Below are 15,134 nucleotides of genomic sequence, written 5' to 3' on the forward strand. Positions count from 1 at the left end.
GCCTTTTCTCGTTTCATTATATGAATCGATACATTTACTATTTGACTATTTCACTGAGCGTTCCTGTTCCAACTGATTATAGGATTGTTTGATTGTTGTTAATGTTTCTACATGGCGATAGATGTTGTTACTTGCCGTAACGATAACACATAACATGATCAAGCCTATAACCACTTTTTTCCCCAATCCCGGACGAAGGCTGATGACGAAACTTCCACCCAACAGGAAGAACGCAAACAGATAATGTCCCGCATACAGGTACATATCGTATTGAAACACAGCTAGACCAAAGCCCACGACTACATGAAGCAAAAAGGCAAACAAAATATATGGCACAAGGGTCCACACTTCTCGTTCACGAATGCCTTTAATGAAGCCCATGAATGCCAGTAGTAAAATAAAGATACCTGTCATCTGCACATGGATTGGATTGGAACGGGATAGATCCGTAACAAAGGCCGCCATGCCCGGGTCCAGTAAATGCATTTTCGGTGTCAGCATCGGATTAATAGTTAACATGTTCAATGCTTTCCAGTGAACAGCGAACTGGAATGGCGTTGCATAGCTGGTTCCACCATTTTGAATGCCCAACAGCCAGTTACTAACCCAGCTGCGGCCCCCAAAGGCAACATACTGAATGCCAGTTAATACGACGATGATCAGAACCGCCAGTGCCATGATGCCGATGTATTTTTTCAAATTCGCCTTATTGCGCCATGTATTCATATTAAAGAATGTGGCAGCAGCAAATGGTACGATATTGGTCGAGGTTAGTCCAAAGTTAATCGATGCAAGCAATGCATTGGGTACATAACGTACGTCCTGACGCTCACGAGTATACTGCATGTAAACCACCGACAACAGAATAACGAACTGTACATAAGGATACGAATCCGGGATCAACGCGGTATACATCAGGTATGAACTGAAACCAAACAGTAAGGCAAACAGCAGCGGTACGATGGTCGGTTTATCTTCTTTTTGACTCAGGAACAGATACGCCAGCACCACCGAACCCGCATTCACCAGCGATTGCAAAATTAGAAAGAACCAGTTGCCTCCCAGAAGTTTCGCTACAGCCGCAAGGGTGACTGCGAGAAAGGAAATCAGCGGATGGATCACGGAAGAACTGTTGTCCCCATAATACATTGAAGGATCAAAGTTGAATAAATTAATTGGAAACAGCGTCGTATTAAATGGGCTATATGCCCCAAGCATCTCTGCATTATTTTCAATGTACAGAACATAAGAGCCGTTCATTAAACCATAGAACAGAGCAAATCCCGCAAACAGGTAAAAGGCTGTCCAGTTGGCTCTGCGATTATAAAATAAGTGATCTAAAAATTTCATGCTTTCATTTCACATCCAATAAATTTTATAAAAACTATCCATAATTTGAACTAATCATTTACACAAAAACGGAGAGGACAGAAAAGACCTGAAAAAGCGGAGCGTTCGCCTTTATCACCGGATTTCCCCTTTGAAAAAAGGAAAAAAAATCTGGGGATAACAGCGATTGGAAGGTTATTCTGTCATCGTAGTGCTCGTGTAAATAACCATTAGTTCAAATTAGAACACCAATAAACATAGGCCACCCATAATACATGCCACACCTATCCAGCGTAAAGGGCCCACGGTCTCTTTAAATATCAGCCGAGCTATGATAAGAGTCCACACATATGTTAATGCGTTTGCAGGCAACACTACGGTTAATGGAAGAAACTTCAGCAATACAATATTCAGCAACGCGCCCGTTCCGTAGAATCCAAGTCCCATGAGTACATGCAGACGATTGCGACTGGATGCATAAGCTTTCAATCCGGCCCCGCCCAATGCACCGCACATCGTCATGACGATTAACACGGCAACCATCCAGCTATCGATCAACACTGGTTAATGTCACCCCGATTCCAAGCAACACAACTGCTGCCAGCTTTTGCACCGTAATTTCTTCCCCAAGCAAAAAATACCCATAGATTAAGGCAAATACGTAGCTGGCACACATCAGAGGATAAGCAACAGAGAGTTTTTCCAGAGCAAAAGCTTTAATCATCAAAATCGCTCCAAGTCCATAACACAGAAAACCAACACCCAGGTAAATCCACTCGGTTAGTCCCCATTTCCAAAACAATTGACCCGTTGCTGTCAGTAAAGCGGAAACGAGCATCAACCATTTACCAGTATGACGCGATTTTATTTCCCCCACGTTAATGCCTCCATGTCCGGAACACGCTTGTTAATAAAGTATCGTTGACTTACAAGTTGCATGACTGGAAGGTCGGATAAGGAGTCCGAGTAGGAACATGACTGGTCATAATCAATGACCATATTCTTCTCACTCAGATAAGCCTGAATTCGGCGTACCTTCTCTTCCCCTTTGCAATTGCTGCCATCAACTCTGCATGTGTAACCATTCTCATGACGGACAAGTTCAGTTCCAATTACATGATCCACCCAGGGAAAATTATTAAAGTATTTCATATAGGCATGCGGAGATGCAGTTACTAGCAAGACATGATACCCTGCTTCTTTGCGATGTTGCATCTCTACACTGGCCTCGGCAAAAATGGACGTACGCAAGCGAGTATCAAAGAAATGTTCGAGATCTTTTTCAGACATACGCTCAATTTCTTGAAAGTAGGATCGTTTGACTTGTTCAACCGTCATGAAGCCTGCCTTGAATAACACGGTATGTAATGCAATGACAGGTAATCTCCATACCTGCCACGGGTAACGGCGAACACCGTAATGCACAAATTGAAACATGGAATCACTGCGTATGATCGTTTTATCAATATCAAAAATTGCGACTTTCGTGCTTTTCACCCTGATCCCCCTCAGCCTTTATTCAAAGATTGCAAAGATTGTAACAACACTTATCACATACAACATAACCGTAATTAATATAGGCTTGTCCTCAAACAGCACACGATCGGGCGAACCTCCCTGGTTTTTTATGTGGATCAGATACAGGTAACGGAACATGCCGTAAATGACCAATGGAATCGTCCACATGAGATGAATGGTTCGATCTGAAGTGAATGTGAACAGGGAATAACTGATAATCGTAGCTGTCGTCACAATTGTATTGAATTGATCCAGTAACGTAATGGAGTAGTTATCTAAAACCTTACGATGTGATCCCGTGTTTCCCTCAAGCAACGTGAGTTCATTTCTGCGTTTTCCAATGGCCAAAAACAACGACAACAGCATTGTACAGATCAAAAACCACGGTGTGAATGGCACATGGATCAGCACACCACCTGCAATGGCACGAAGTACAAAGCCGGCTGCAATGGTCATCATATCCAGGATAACGAGATGTTTCAGCACAAATGAATACGATACATTCAACAGGAAATAGACGATACATAACACCCCGAATAGAAGGTTCATCATGAAGGCCGTTCCTACGGAAAGGATTAATAGAATAATGCCAAACAACAAAGCATGACTCGGATTCACCTGCCCAGAAGCCATAGGACGATACCTTTTCACCGGATGCTGTCGATCCCTGTCCCGGTCTACAAAGTCATTTAAAATATACACACAGCCTGCAACAAGGCTAAATAGAATAAAACCAAGCAACGTCGCAAGAATGGTTTCAGTCCGAATCTCCTCAAAAGAAAATAGTAACGCAGCAAATAACAGCAGATTTTTAGTCCACTGTTTGGGTCTTAACAATCTGAATAATCCTGACACTGTACTGCCTGTTCCTGTAGCCGGTGAGGACACCGTACTTGTTCGTGATGATAACAATTGTAATAACTCCCTTCAACAACAACTTCTGTATATAACAAATAACGTAAAGATCTAATCATATGTTGCTTGTATAATTTTGTAAAGGGAGTAAATGAAAAAATTCTAATATGGGCATAAAAAAAGAGACCGTTTCCGGTCTCTTCGTTAGTACATGATTTAACTATTGGGTGATGCAATTAAAATTCAAATTGTACGTCGCTCAGACGACGTTTGATCTCAGCAATAACACGTTTCTCTTCCTCTTCACCCTTCGCTTCAAAGGTTACGGAGAAACGAACAAAGTTACCGGCATCATCCCAAGGTACAGATGAAATCAATTTCTCACGGATCAGGAATTGGGAGAAATCTTCGCCGGATTCGAAACGACGTCCACCAACCACACCTTTTGGTGCTTCAACATACAGGAAGAATGAACCTTTAGGTTTTTCAGCCTGGAAGCCCAGTTCGTTCAATGCGGCAACGAGCATGTCGTGACGACGGGAATATTTCTCTGCAATTTTTTCCGTAATTTCAGGGTGATTCAAGCCATAAGCAGCTGCCTTTTGAATCGCGATGAACTGACCGGAGTCATTGTTGTCCTTCACGTCGCTGAATGCTTTGACTACAAGCGGGTTACCCGCTACGAATCCGATTCTCCAACCCGTCATGTTGTAGGACTTGGATAGAGAGTGCAGCTCTACACCGACATCCTTCGCTCCAGGTACCGACAGGAAGCTGAACGGTTTTTTGCCATCATACGTCAATGCTGCGTATGGAGCATCATGTACAACCACAACATTGTATTTCTTAGCCCACTCCACAACTTCAGTGAAGAACTCTACCGTCGCGCTTGCGCCTGTTGGGTTGTTCGGGTAGTTCAGGTAGAGCAACTTCGCACGTTTTGCGATGTCTTCCGGAATCGCCGTCAGATCAGGCAGGAAGTTGTTCTCTTTCGTCAATTGAATGTTGAACACTTCTCCACCCAGATACTTCGTATGTGTACCCATAACCGGGTAACCTGGAACGGTCATGATTGTCACATCACCCGGATTGATGAAGCATGAAGGCATCATAGCCAAAGCCGGTTTGGAACCAATGGAGTGTACGATCTCAGTATCTGCATCGATACCTTCTACGTTGAATACGTTTTTCAGGTAAGAAGCAGCAGCAGCCTTGAATTCAGGAATACCATTATCGGCATAACCACGGTTCTCAGGTCTGGAAGCTTCTTCTGCAAGTGCAGCTACAATGCCTGCATCCGCCATTTCGTCCGGTTCACCTACACCAAGGTCGATCAGTTCCACATCGGGAAAATCTTTTTTGGCCGAAGCTTTGGCACGTTTGATTTTCTCGAATTTATAAATGTTCGTGTCTTTACCATAGTTGGAGCCACCGATACGGTCGGCAAAATTAGTCTGAATGTAAGTTTCTTGATATTTATCGATACTCATAACGTTGTTCATCTCCTCATTTGACGCAAATTTCTACACTTTAATATGAAGCATTTGCGTGATCAAAGCCATGGACAAAGTATCCGAACATTTGTACTTTCTTGGAACTGTTAACGACTGCGTAGCGAGGCAAGCACGTCTTCCATATCTTGCGGAATCGGAGCTGAAAATTCAAGGTATTCTCCCGTTGTTGGATGCACAAATCCAAGAATGGCCGCATGAAGAGCCTGTCCTTGCATTTTGATGCCTTTATTCCGTCCATAAGTTGGATCTCCTACAAGCGGGTGACCGATAAATTTCATGTGAACCCGGATCTGGTGGGTACGTCCTGTCTCCAGTTTCAAATCCAGCAAAGTATAGTCATTAATGCGCTCTGAAACGGTAAAATGCGTAACGGCATGTTTACTGTTGCGTTCCGTGACTGTATACATTTTGCGGTCATTGGTATCTCGTCCAATCGGTGCATCAACGGTCCCTTGATCATGATTAAGATGACCATGAACGAGCGCAATATACCGTCGGTTCACCGTATGGTCCTTCAACTGAGCAGCCAGTGATGCATGGGCACGATCGTTCTTGGCAGCCATGATCAAGCCTGATGTATCCTTATCGATACGATGCACAATACCCGGGCGCAACTCTCCATTGATACCCGAAAGGTCTTTGCAGTGGTGCATGAGTGCATTGACGAGTGTGCCAGACGTATGTCCTGGTGCTGGATGCACCACAAGACCACGCTGTTTGTTAATCACGATCAGGTCGCTGTCTTCATATACCACTTCCAGCGGAATATCTTCGGCAATGATCTCAACGGCAGCCGGTTCAGGAATCTGTAGTTCAATCAGATCCCCTTCGGATAACTTGGCATTGGCTTTGACTACAGCACCATTTACCGTAACCATTCCGTCTCCGATCCACAATTGAACTTGGGAGCGAGATACGTTATCCACAGCTTCCGTAATATATTTGTCAATTCGTTCTTTTTTATGTTCAGCGGCAACGGTCCATTCCATACGTTCATTGCCATTCATTAGTTCTTCGTCGTTAATCTGTTCCTTATTCGGATTACTCATGATGTTCATTCCCTTCAATCTTCGCGGCTGCTTTTTCGCGCCGTCCTTCAAGCAATGTCTCCACTATGATCAACCCTACACCGATGCAGATTGCCGAATCGGCGATGTTAAAAATGGGAAACGTATAACTCCCAAAATTAAGTTGTACAAAATCTACAACTTCTCCGGTCAATGCCCGGTCAAGGAAGTTGCCAATTGCTCCACCAAGCACCAAACTAAGCGCCACAGGCAGCAATTTGTGCGGAGTATCTTTTACCTTTTGCAAATACCAAATCAAGGCAACGACCACAATCAACGTAACCACAATAAAGAACCAACGCTGGTCTTGCAGAATGCCAAAAGCTGCTCCTGAGTTACGATGTGATGTGATGACAAAGAAATTGCCGATGACCGGAATTTCTTCTCTGAGTTCCATCCGGGTTGCAATCAGATACTTGGTTCCCTGATCCAATAAAAATACGATAAAAGCGAGGATATAATACACCACGTTTGTTTGTCACTCCGTTCTTGTCTTTTCCAAACGATACCAGGCTTACGCCAGACTTGTTTATTGTAGCACAGCTGTTTGGAAATCGTCCACGACGCGCTACATCGCAATGCTTATGGCAAAAACGATAACATTTCCCTTCTGTAATCTTGCCCTCAATAGCACATCCTACAATAGAGTCAAAATCCGGATTCCAGCATGAAAGCAGAAAGGGGAAAATCATGTCACATTTTACTAACGAACAACTGCAATTTTTACGTTCCCAACTGATGTCCGATAAGCGCGATATTGAACATAGACTGTCGGAAAACGAGCATTATGGCCTTGGAGACTCCCTTAAACTACAGACAGGTGAATTATCACCAATTGATAATCATCCTGGTGACATAGCCACGGAGGTGTATGAACGCGAGAAAGATATTTCCCTGCTGGAACATGATGAATTCCAATTGGAACGAATCGATTCTGCACTGCACTCCATCGAAGAAGGACATTACGGTACATGTGCGGTCTGTCAGCAACCCATCCCTTATGAACGCATGGAAGCTGTCCCCTACACCAAATACTGCAAAAAACATCAACCAGAAACCGTTGTCTCTGAGAACCGCCCTGTAGAGGAAGAATTCCTTGCCCCGGCATTTGGTCGAACCAGTCTGGACGAGCGAGATGATCAAAATGGCTTCGATGGTGAAGACACTTGGCAGATTGTTGAAAGTTGGGGCACATCGAACTCACCAGCCATGGCTGAAGGACGCGATATCGACAGCTATGATGTTATGGCGATTGAAGCTACCGATGAAGTGGAAGGCTGCGTTGAAGCGTACGAAAGTTTTGTTGCCACGGACATCTATGGTCATGACGTCTCCATCGTGCGCAATAGGCAATATCGTCAGTACCTGGAGAACCGTGAGGGCGAGGGTCTGTTAGAACCGGATATGGAGACGGATGACATTTACTAAATGTACTTTGATATCTTTCACCTTTAATTACTAATCGCTTAGTAAGTGTTCATATCAAGCTGACGCTGGACAATGCGCACAATATCAGCGATGTAATCTCCAACAATGGGAAGATTGAGCGCCCCAAGTAGCTGCAAAACGTAAATGATCGTTGCTGCGAAAAAGGTAAACCCAATCGCAATCCCCACACCTCGTGCGGCTCCTGACAACAGGTTAAGTCCAATCAATTTCCATGGCCTGTTCAGCAATTCTGTGTATTGCGCAATTCGTGAACGTTCCAGTTCATTCGCCAGACGGTTTGTCAGGGTATGTAACTCTTCAATTTTGTCATGGGAATTGAGATTATCTGACGTTGATTGTTGTGAAGTGGATGCAGTTTGCTTGTCATGTTCGCTCATGTTTTGGTCAGTTCCTTTGATCAATATAGATTGACTGCACTATAGAATCATTGCCTTATTGCCTAAAAAACAAACGAGCCCAGATACAGGGAATATGTCCCTGCCTCTGCGGCTCGTTTGTTTATGCTCTATATTCTATCCCTGTTGAATGGGACATGCTCCGAATTACGCTTCGATGTAAATACCGATCGATTTGCCTCCGGCTTCAACACGTTCCATCGACTCATTCGAACCAAATGTAACTTCGGTTACGAGAACATTTTCACGCAACACATCATCAAACGCCTGAATAGCTTCCTGAAGAGATGCATCCACATCCAGTGTCAAACGTACTCTTTTCTCAATTGGCAGATCCAGTCGTTTCCGGGTATCCTGCACAGCACGAACCACTTCACGGACCCAGCCTTCCTGTTCCAATGCTGGCGTGATTTCGGTATTGAGCGCAACCGTCAGACCGTAACCCGATGCTGAAGCAAAACCTGATTTGGCCTGTTTATCAACCAATAATTCTTCGCTCGTCACTTGCAGCTCTTCGCCTTCCGGAGAAACGATGTTCAGCACACCCTCCGAAACCACTTTACGCGTCTCATCGGCCGTCATTCCCTTGAAGAAGTTTTGCAGGAATCCTACGTTTTTACCGTATTTCTTACCTGCAACTTTCAGGTTCAGCTTCAATGTAAAGTCAACGAATTCCGCATCATTATGCTCCGTACGGATTCCTTTTACATTGATCTCTTCCTTGATGATCTCTTCATAACTTGCCAGGTCAAACCCTTTATCGAGTGAAACGATCAATTCGGACAGTGGCTGACGTGTCTTGATGCCTGTTTCGTTACGAACGTTACGGGCAAGTTCAACCACGCGGCGAGCCGTCTCCATATCCTGTTCCAGCCCTGCATCAATCAGCGCTTCGTTGGCTACTGGATAGTCTTCCATGTGCACACTCTCACCTGTTGCAAGGTTCAGATAGATGTCTTCTGCCAGCATCGGTGTAAACGGAGCAACCAACTTCGCAGTAGTCACCAGTACCTCAGTCAATGTACGGTAAGCGTCCAATTTATCGTCTGTCAGGCCACTGCCCCAGAAACGGTCACGGGAACGACGGATGTACCAGTTACTCAACTCATCAACAAATGCTTCAATCGCTTTGGAAGAGTTCAGATAGTCGTTAACCAGCAGCGCTTTTTCTACAACCAAGATCAGGCTGTTCAGTCTCGACAGAATCCAGCGATCCAGCTTGTGTGCGGACAGTTGGAACGGGTGCTCCTGTGGATCAAATCCATCAATGGTAGCATAAAGCGTCAGGAATGCATGGGTGTTGACCAGCGTATCCACCATTTTGGATTTGGCTTCCCCTACGATACCTTTGGAGAAACGTTTGCTGTTCCACGGTGCACTGTCAGACAACAAAGCCCAGCGGAATGCATCTGTACCGTATTCTTCAATTACTTCCCAAGGATCGATAACGTTACCTTTGGATTTGGACATCTTCTGTCCGTTCTCGTCAAGAACGTGTCCTGTAGCCATAACCGCTTTGTAAGGCGCTTTGCCTGTCAAAAGGGTGGAAACCGCCAGCAAGCTGTAGAACCAGCCACGTGTCTGGTCAATTCCCTCACAGATCATATCCGCAGGATACTGCTGTTCGAATACTTCTTTATTTTCAAATGGATAGTGCTGCTGGGCAAACGGCATGGAGCCGCTGTCGAACCAGACATCGATCACTTCCGGTGTACGTTTCATCTCATATTTGCCACAAGAGCTCATGACTTTAACTTCATCCACATATGGTTTATGCAATTCAAGATTCTCAGGCACATCACCTACCGCACGAGCACGCAATTCTGCAATGCTGTGTGGTGCAAATTGTTCGCCAGTCTCCTCGCACACCCAGATGTTCAGCGGAGTTCCCCAATAACGATCACGGCTGATGTTCCAATCCACCAGATCCTCAAGGAATTTCCCGAAGCGACCTTCACGAACGTGACCTGGGTACCAATCCACTTCACTGTTGTTGGCAATCAATTGGTCCTTGATGGCTGTTGTTTGGATAAACCAGCTGTCCATCGCATAGTACAGAAGCGGTGTATCACAACGCCAGCAGAATGGATAGCTGTGCTCATATTTTTCTTTGCTGAACAACCGTCCATGCTCAGACAGATATCTTACGATATCAATATCACAATCCTTCACGAAACGTCCCGCAAAGTCAGTAACCTCAGCGACAAATTTGCCTTCCAAGTCCACCATGTTCACAAAGCTGATCCCATTCTCACGGCATACACGGTAGTCATCTTCACCATGGGCAGGAGCCATGTGTACGATACCCGTACCACTTGCATCCGTTACAAAGCCTGCACCCAGAATGATGTTGGCTTTCTCAGCCTGTACGTAGTTGAACGGAGGATCATACGTTTTGCCAACCAGATCAGCACCTTTCAGTGCACCGATGATTTCATACTCACCCTTGGTATCTTTCATCACTTTTTCAACTAGATTGGTTGCCATGATGTACACTTCATCACCTTGACGAACACGGGAGTAGTCCATATCCGGATTCACGGCAAGTGCAACGTGTGAAGGCAGTGTCCAAGGTGTTGTCGTCCAAGCCAGTACAAATTCTCCGCTGTCATTCAGTTTGAATTTCGCTGTAGCACTCAGATCTTTGACGTCTTTGTACCCTTGTGCAACTTCATGGGAACTCAGTGTTGTCTGACAAGAAGGACAATACGGGCTCACACGGTGACCACGATACAACAGGCCTTTCTCATGGATCGTCGCCAGGATGTTCCATACACTCTCGATGTAGTTGTTATCAAGGGTGATATACGGGTTATTCATATCCGTCCAATATCCGATGCCTTCTGTCAAATCACGCCATTGTTGCTCGTACTCGAATACGCTCGCTTTACATTCGTTAATGAATTTCTCCACGCCATAATCTTCGATTTCCCACTTGTGGGAGATACCAAGCTTCTTCTGTACACCCAGTTCTACAGGCAGACCATGTGTATCCCAGCCTGCTTTACGAACAACACGGTAACCCTTCATCGTGTTATACCGTCCAACAAAATCCTTGATTACCCGTCCCAGTACGTGACCGATATGCGGTTTACCGTTTGCTGTAGGCGGCCCTTCATAAAATACGAAGTTTGGCTTGCCCTCCCGGTTTTCGATGGATCTTTTGAATGTATTCTCCGTTTTCCATTTATCTAACACGCGTAATTCTCTGGCACGTGCCTTCTCTTTGACGTCAACTCGTTGCATGATGATTATCTTCCCTTTCTTTGGTTGGATTGTGGACCGTCCACAAAAAGCGTTTCAATCCCCCTAAATCCCCCTTGCCAAGGGGGACCCCATAGGCGCTCCGCCTTCTGGACACCCGGGATGGGTTATCGGTGGGGGAGCGCTGGCGCTTATGGGCGAGGGTTAATGTGCGTGATGGCGGCCATTTTGCGGCTGTTCCCTGCATGAACGCCGCATGGCCTTACCGCGAGGCGGGTGTTGCCGGGTGCTTCGCTTTCCCGGCGAGCGGCTCTCTCCTTGAGGTCCCTTCGGGCCTCATGGACGTTCGCCTTGGCGAAACCCGTGTGCCGGGTGCTTCGCTTTCCCGGCGGGCGGCTCTCTCCTTGAGGTCCCTTCGGGCCTCATGAACGTTCGCCTTTTTTGGACACAAAAAAGCCCCGTCCCTGGAAAGGGACGAGACTATACTCGCGTTACCACCCTAATTCTGTTCATCACAAACCACATCCAGGCAAACCTGGGTATGCTCTGTCATCAACAGCGCTTATGCCCCGCTAAACTACTGCAGGGTGCCGTTATAACGTACGGCTTACGGTTCGGCTTACACACGGCAATCATAATCACCGCTTCAGCGTCACTTCTCCGGGGAGATATTCGGCTATAACTCATCCATTGGTTTGCACCAACCACCAACTCTCTGAGGGATGAGATCATAACGTACTGAACCCGTCATGGAATCACTATTCATTATGAATATAGTTATAGCCTCTTTGCAGACAAAAGTCAACCAGGCGACAGACTAATAAATTTCTTTCATCTCCCGCTCACGGTCACGCACTTCCTGCTCCCGGCTCTCCAGCACTTCCCAACCATCCTGAGTCAACAGTTCAAGCTGCGCTTCAACAAGCGTGCGGAAACGGGCACGATAAATCGAGGCCTGCTTTTTCAGTTCTTCCACTTCCAAAGCAATTTTGCGAGATTTGCCCAACGATTCGTTCACGATCCGGTCTGCATTTTTCTCTGCTTCCTTCACGATCAACTGCGCTTCTTTCTTCGCATTACCCTTCACATCATCAGCAGCTTCCTGCGCAATGATAATCGTTTTGCTAAGCGTCTCTTCAATTGTAGAAAAATGATCCAGTTTCTCCTGAACGGACAGCAACTGATTGCTCAGCTCTTTGTTCTCGCGAATGACGCCTTCGTAATCTTTGATGACTTGATCCAGGAATTCATTGACTTCATCCTCGTCATACCCGCGCAAACGTCGGGAAAATTCCTTGTTGTGTATGTCCAGCGGCGTTAATGGCATGCTGTCCACCTCCTGTTAAAGTTCCTTCCCGTCCAGAGAAGGTTTGCAGCATATGGGTACCACCCAAGGGGCCGTATCGTTGATGCCTAACCTTGGCAACGTATACGGAATGCAGGATCAGAATTGCATCCTCCAACGTTCATGTAAAGCTTTGACTTAATGTTTATCGGATACACCGCGTATTTTCTACACCTTTATGATAAACATTTCGACAAGAAAGCGGATTTTCCTGCAACAGACTCAGGCAAATTTGCCGATTTTCACTCGGCAGCGCCCTTTTTTGGTCATCCCATCCTGTTCCATAACCTTGAAGCGGCCAAATCCCTGAATGGATACGACATCACCCGCTTTTAGCGATTTGGAGGGATCTTCCTCAACTTTCCAGTTCACACGGCAGCGACCAGCTTTGATCGGCGCCAGCACTTTACTGCGACTAAGCCGATACACATCTGCGCAGATTCCATCCAAACGAAGAGAAGCGACCGTAATGTCCATCGTCTCCAGTTTACTCTCTGACCATCGCATCTGATTCAAAGGAAGTAACTCTGTGAACACATGTAACCGATGCACCTGATTCAGTTGAAGCGATAAAAAAGCGCCGGTTTCCGCCGCCACCACTGTATGGCAACCGTCCTCCAGCACTTGGATATCCCCGATCTTTCCACGTTTCATCCCAAGCCCGAGCAGGGAACCCATATAGTCCCCATGCTCCAGCTCCGAGATTTTCTGATCATCAGACGTAATACTGAGCACCTGCATACCCATATCCTCATCATCCAGATACATATAATCAGGTGCAACCAGCGCACGCTTGCGTTCAGCAGCCTCGTAACCACCATCCAGACGAATCTGAACGTCGTTACGGCGATTGGCAAGAGTCTGTAATATAAAAACCTGTCTTGGATCAAGAAAGTCAGTTAGCTTCATGTCATGATACTTACCCGCCTGCTCAACCCAATCCGAAGCCTTATCTACAAAATCCCGCTCATCATGGCTAAAATGTTCGTAAATTTCACCGCTCATCTATGTCACCCTACCCTAATATGCAAAATACCGGAGTATGGAGATTAGCCCATTAAGCGCAAGTTGCAGAACGATCAGCGCCACAATCGGGGAAATATCCAGCACACCGAACAAAGGCGGTATAAATCGGCGAAACGGTCTTAGATATGGTTCCACTAATTTGCCCAGCCATTCACCGATGAAGCTTTCCCGCGCATTGGGAAGCCAAGACATCAATATGTAGACAATGACCATGTAAAAGTAAATCTGGTATAACGTGTACAACACGCTTTCAATCTGATACAAAAGTGGCTCACCTCATTCTGTTATAATCTTGCTCGCTGTCAGCCAGTATTTCCGTAATTGATCCCTGAATTTCAACCGTATCTGGCGTACAGAGAAAAATGTTTCCGCCGATTTTGGAAATACCGCCACCCAATGCATATACCGTGCCACTCAAAAAATCAATAACGCGCAGCGCTTGGTCCTGGCGAATTCGTTGCAGATTCACCACAACGGTACGATGCGAACGCAGATGGTCGGCAATTTCCTGAGCCTCGTCATAAGAACGCGGTTCATACAGGACAACTTTAACATTTTTCTGGGAATGAATGCTCACCACATTATTCCCCCTTTGGTTTCTACGTTTATCGAGACTGGAGGTTTCAGCTTCCTGATGTTCAGATTCATTTTCCTCCTGCGCAGCCATTCGTTCACGTTCCACAATCTCTTCCTCTTCCTGAAGTCCGAGGAAATTCATAAATTTATTCATTACGCCCATCGTGAACCCTCCTCTTTTCCTACGAGAATCGATCCTAGCCGTACCCAGGTTGCACCTTCTTCAATGGCCACTTCAAAATCATTGGACATCCCCATCGACAGTTCAGTCAATGGTTCTGCTGTAAGGGCTTGTCCATTCAGTTGATCTCTCAGCTCACGCAATCCACGAAATACGGGACGCGTCAGCTCCGGATCTTCCTCATGAGGTGCCATGGTCATCAGGCCAACGACCTTGAGATTGTTGAACGAACGAATATCACGCAAAAAAGAACTTGCCTGTTCAGGCTGTAAGCCATACTTGCTCTCTTCACCCGAAATATTCACCTGCAAAAACGTTTCCACTTGGATGCCAAGTGAAGCTGCTTTTTTATCCAACTCCTTCGCCAATGACAAACGATCCAGTGAATGTATGTAACGAAACTTGCCAATCACGTCTTTCACCTTGTTTGTCTGCAAATGACCGATAAAGTGCCAGGTACCCTGCTGACCAAAAGCTTCCCATTTGGCCTGTGCATCCTGCCACCGGTTTTCTCCAATATGCTCAAGACCATGATCCAGCACCGATCCCGTTGTTTCAAGTGAGACATATTTCGTGACCGCAATCACATTCACATCATCACGATGACGGTTACTGCGCCGACATGCGTCCTCGATCTTCTGATTTACCTGTTGAATACGCTCCTCCAATGACACA

16 protein-coding genes and 1 other annotated feature are annotated in these 15,134 nt (G+C 45.9%); of the genes, 1 reads left to right on the top strand and 15 read right to left on the bottom strand.

Annotated features, from left to right (window positions below):
• Positions 1 to 45: 45 nt before the first annotated feature.
• The 8 genes from V6668_RS20945 to lspA all read right to left on the bottom strand — a co-directional run bounded on the left by V6668_RS20945 (position 46) and on the right by lspA (position 6,752).
• On the bottom strand, positions 46 to 1,350 hold the full coding sequence (locus tag V6668_RS20945) for a DUF6080 domain-containing protein (protein ID WP_338706575.1): 1,305 nt from the start codon (positions 1,348 to 1,350) through the stop codon (positions 46 to 48).
• A 219-nt stretch (positions 1,351 to 1,569) separates the two neighbouring features.
• Positions 1,570 to 1,890 carry an EamA family transporter gene (locus V6668_RS20950; protein WP_235193982.1) on the bottom strand — a complete coding sequence of 107 codons (321 nt, stop codon included), beginning with the start codon at positions 1,888 to 1,890 and terminating at the stop codon, positions 1,570 to 1,572.
• The gene (locus V6668_RS20955) at positions 1,877 to 2,167 is read right to left on the bottom strand and encodes an EamA family transporter (RefSeq protein WP_422395288.1); all 291 of its coding nucleotides are present in this window, start codon (positions 2,165 to 2,167) and stop codon (positions 1,877 to 1,879) included. The genes V6668_RS20950 and V6668_RS20955 overlap by 14 nt, the downstream gene beginning before the upstream one ends.
• Before the next feature lie 26 nt (positions 2,168 to 2,193).
• Positions 2,194 to 2,826 (bottom strand): HAD-IB family hydrolase, encoded by a 633-nt coding sequence (locus tag V6668_RS20960; protein ID WP_036614827.1) that lies wholly within the window; start codon positions 2,824 to 2,826, stop codon positions 2,194 to 2,196.
• An 18-nt stretch (positions 2,827 to 2,844) separates the two neighbouring features.
• The gene (locus V6668_RS20965; protein ID WP_036675028.1) at positions 2,845 to 3,735 is read right to left on the bottom strand and encodes a decaprenyl-phosphate phosphoribosyltransferase; all 891 of its coding nucleotides are present in this window, start codon (positions 3,733 to 3,735) and stop codon (positions 2,845 to 2,847) included.
• Positions 3,736 to 3,938: 203 nt separating this feature from the next.
• Positions 3,939 to 5,192 carry an LL-diaminopimelate aminotransferase gene (locus tag V6668_RS20970; protein WP_036674844.1) on the bottom strand — a complete coding sequence of 418 codons (1,254 nt, stop codon included), beginning with the start codon at positions 5,190 to 5,192 and terminating at the stop codon, positions 3,939 to 3,941.
• 110 nt (positions 5,193 to 5,302) lie between these two features.
• Positions 5,303 to 6,265 (bottom strand): RluA family pseudouridine synthase, encoded by a 963-nt coding sequence (locus V6668_RS20975; RefSeq protein ID WP_415841434.1) that lies wholly within the window; start codon positions 6,263 to 6,265, stop codon positions 5,303 to 5,305.
• Positions 6,258 to 6,752: a signal peptidase II gene (gene lspA, locus V6668_RS20980; RefSeq protein ID WP_017687321.1), complete on the bottom strand. Its 495-nt coding sequence runs from the start codon at positions 6,750 to 6,752 to the stop codon at positions 6,258 to 6,260. The genes V6668_RS20975 and lspA overlap by 8 nt, the downstream gene beginning before the upstream one ends.
• A gap of 221 nt (positions 6,753 to 6,973) precedes the next feature.
• Here lspA and V6668_RS20985 point away from each other — a divergent pair, with 221 nt between their 5' ends.
• Positions 6,974 to 7,711 (top strand): TraR/DksA C4-type zinc finger protein, encoded by a 738-nt coding sequence (locus V6668_RS20985; protein WP_036614837.1) that lies wholly within the window; start codon positions 6,974 to 6,976, stop codon positions 7,709 to 7,711.
• Positions 7,712 to 7,749: 38 nt separating this feature from the next.
• On the opposite strand, the gene V6668_RS20990 is transcribed toward V6668_RS20985, so the two are convergent.
• From V6668_RS20990 to V6668_RS21020, 7 genes are all read right to left on the bottom strand, one after another.
• On the bottom strand, positions 7,750 to 8,109 hold the full coding sequence (locus V6668_RS20990; protein ID WP_017687319.1) for a DUF5665 domain-containing protein: 360 nt from the start codon (positions 8,107 to 8,109) through the stop codon (positions 7,750 to 7,752).
• A gap of 165 nt (positions 8,110 to 8,274) precedes the next feature.
• Entirely contained in the window at positions 8,275 to 11,373 is a 3,099-nt protein-coding gene (gene ileS, locus V6668_RS20995; RefSeq protein WP_338706576.1) for an isoleucine--tRNA ligase, read from the bottom strand.
• 425 nt (positions 11,374 to 11,798) lie between these two features.
• Positions 11,799 to 12,091: a binding site (T-box leader), on the bottom strand.
• A 57-nt stretch (positions 12,092 to 12,148) separates the two neighbouring features.
• A complete protein-coding gene (locus tag V6668_RS21000) occupies positions 12,149 to 12,658 on the bottom strand; it encodes a DivIVA domain-containing protein (protein WP_017687316.1) in 510 nt (169 codons plus the stop codon).
• A 240-nt stretch (positions 12,659 to 12,898) separates the two neighbouring features.
• Complete coding sequence (locus V6668_RS21005) at positions 12,899 to 13,681, bottom strand: RNA-binding protein (protein ID WP_338706577.1); 783 nt, start codon at positions 13,679 to 13,681, stop codon at positions 12,899 to 12,901.
• Between the two features lie 15 nt (positions 13,682 to 13,696).
• On the bottom strand, positions 13,697 to 13,966 hold the full coding sequence (locus tag V6668_RS21010) for a YggT family protein (protein WP_036674839.1): 270 nt from the start codon (positions 13,964 to 13,966) through the stop codon (positions 13,697 to 13,699).
• Positions 13,967 to 13,973: 7 nt separating this feature from the next.
• Entirely contained in the window at positions 13,974 to 14,441 is a 468-nt protein-coding gene (locus V6668_RS21015; protein ID WP_017687313.1) for a cell division protein SepF, read from the bottom strand.
• Positions 14,432 to 15,133, bottom strand: a complete 702-nt coding sequence (locus V6668_RS21020; protein ID WP_036614854.1) for a YggS family pyridoxal phosphate-dependent enzyme — start codon at positions 15,131 to 15,133, stop codon at positions 14,432 to 14,434. Before V6668_RS21020 ends, V6668_RS21015 begins: the two co-directional genes overlap by 10 nt.
• Between the last annotated feature and the right edge of the window lies 1 nt (position 15,134).

This window comes from Paenibacillus amylolyticus (assembly GCF_036894225.1).
Classification (GTDB): Bacteria; Bacillota; Bacilli; order Paenibacillales; family Paenibacillaceae; genus Paenibacillus; species Paenibacillus amylolyticus.

What these genes read in the sequence shown, in the direction of transcription:
- V6668_RS20945 (WP_338706575.1), bottom strand. Translation starts at nt 1,350, where the DNA reads ATGAAATTTTTAGATCACTTATTTTATAATCGCAGAGCCAACTGGACA.
- V6668_RS20955 (WP_422395288.1), bottom strand. Translation starts at nt 2,167, where the DNA reads ATGCTCGTTTCCGCTTTACTGACAGCAACGGGTCAATTGTTTTGGAAA.
- V6668_RS20970 (WP_036674844.1), bottom strand. Translation starts at nt 5,192, where the DNA reads ATGAGTATCGATAAATATCAAGAAACTTACATTCAGACTAATTTTGCC.
- V6668_RS20975 (WP_415841434.1), bottom strand. Translation starts at nt 6,265, where the DNA reads ATGAGTAATCCGAATAAGGAACAGATTAACGACGAAGAACTAATGAAT.
- V6668_RS20985 (WP_036614837.1), top strand. Translation starts at nt 6,974, where the DNA reads ATGTCACATTTTACTAACGAACAACTGCAATTTTTACGTTCCCAACTG.
- V6668_RS20990 (WP_017687319.1), bottom strand. Translation starts at nt 8,109, where the DNA reads ATGAGCGAACATGACAAGCAAACTGCATCCACTTCACAACAATCAACG.
- ileS (WP_338706576.1), bottom strand. Translation starts at nt 11,373, where the DNA reads ATGCAACGAGTTGACGTCAAAGAGAAGGCACGTGCCAGAGAATTACGC.
- V6668_RS21000 (WP_017687316.1), bottom strand. Translation starts at nt 12,658, where the DNA reads ATGCCATTAACGCCGCTGGACATACACAACAAGGAATTTTCCCGACGT.
- V6668_RS21005 (WP_338706577.1), bottom strand. Translation starts at nt 13,681, where the DNA reads ATGAGCGGTGAAATTTACGAACATTTTAGCCATGATGAGCGGGATTTT.
- V6668_RS21015 (WP_017687313.1), bottom strand. Translation starts at nt 14,441, where the DNA reads ATGGGCGTAATGAATAAATTTATGAATTTCCTCGGACTTCAGGAAGAG.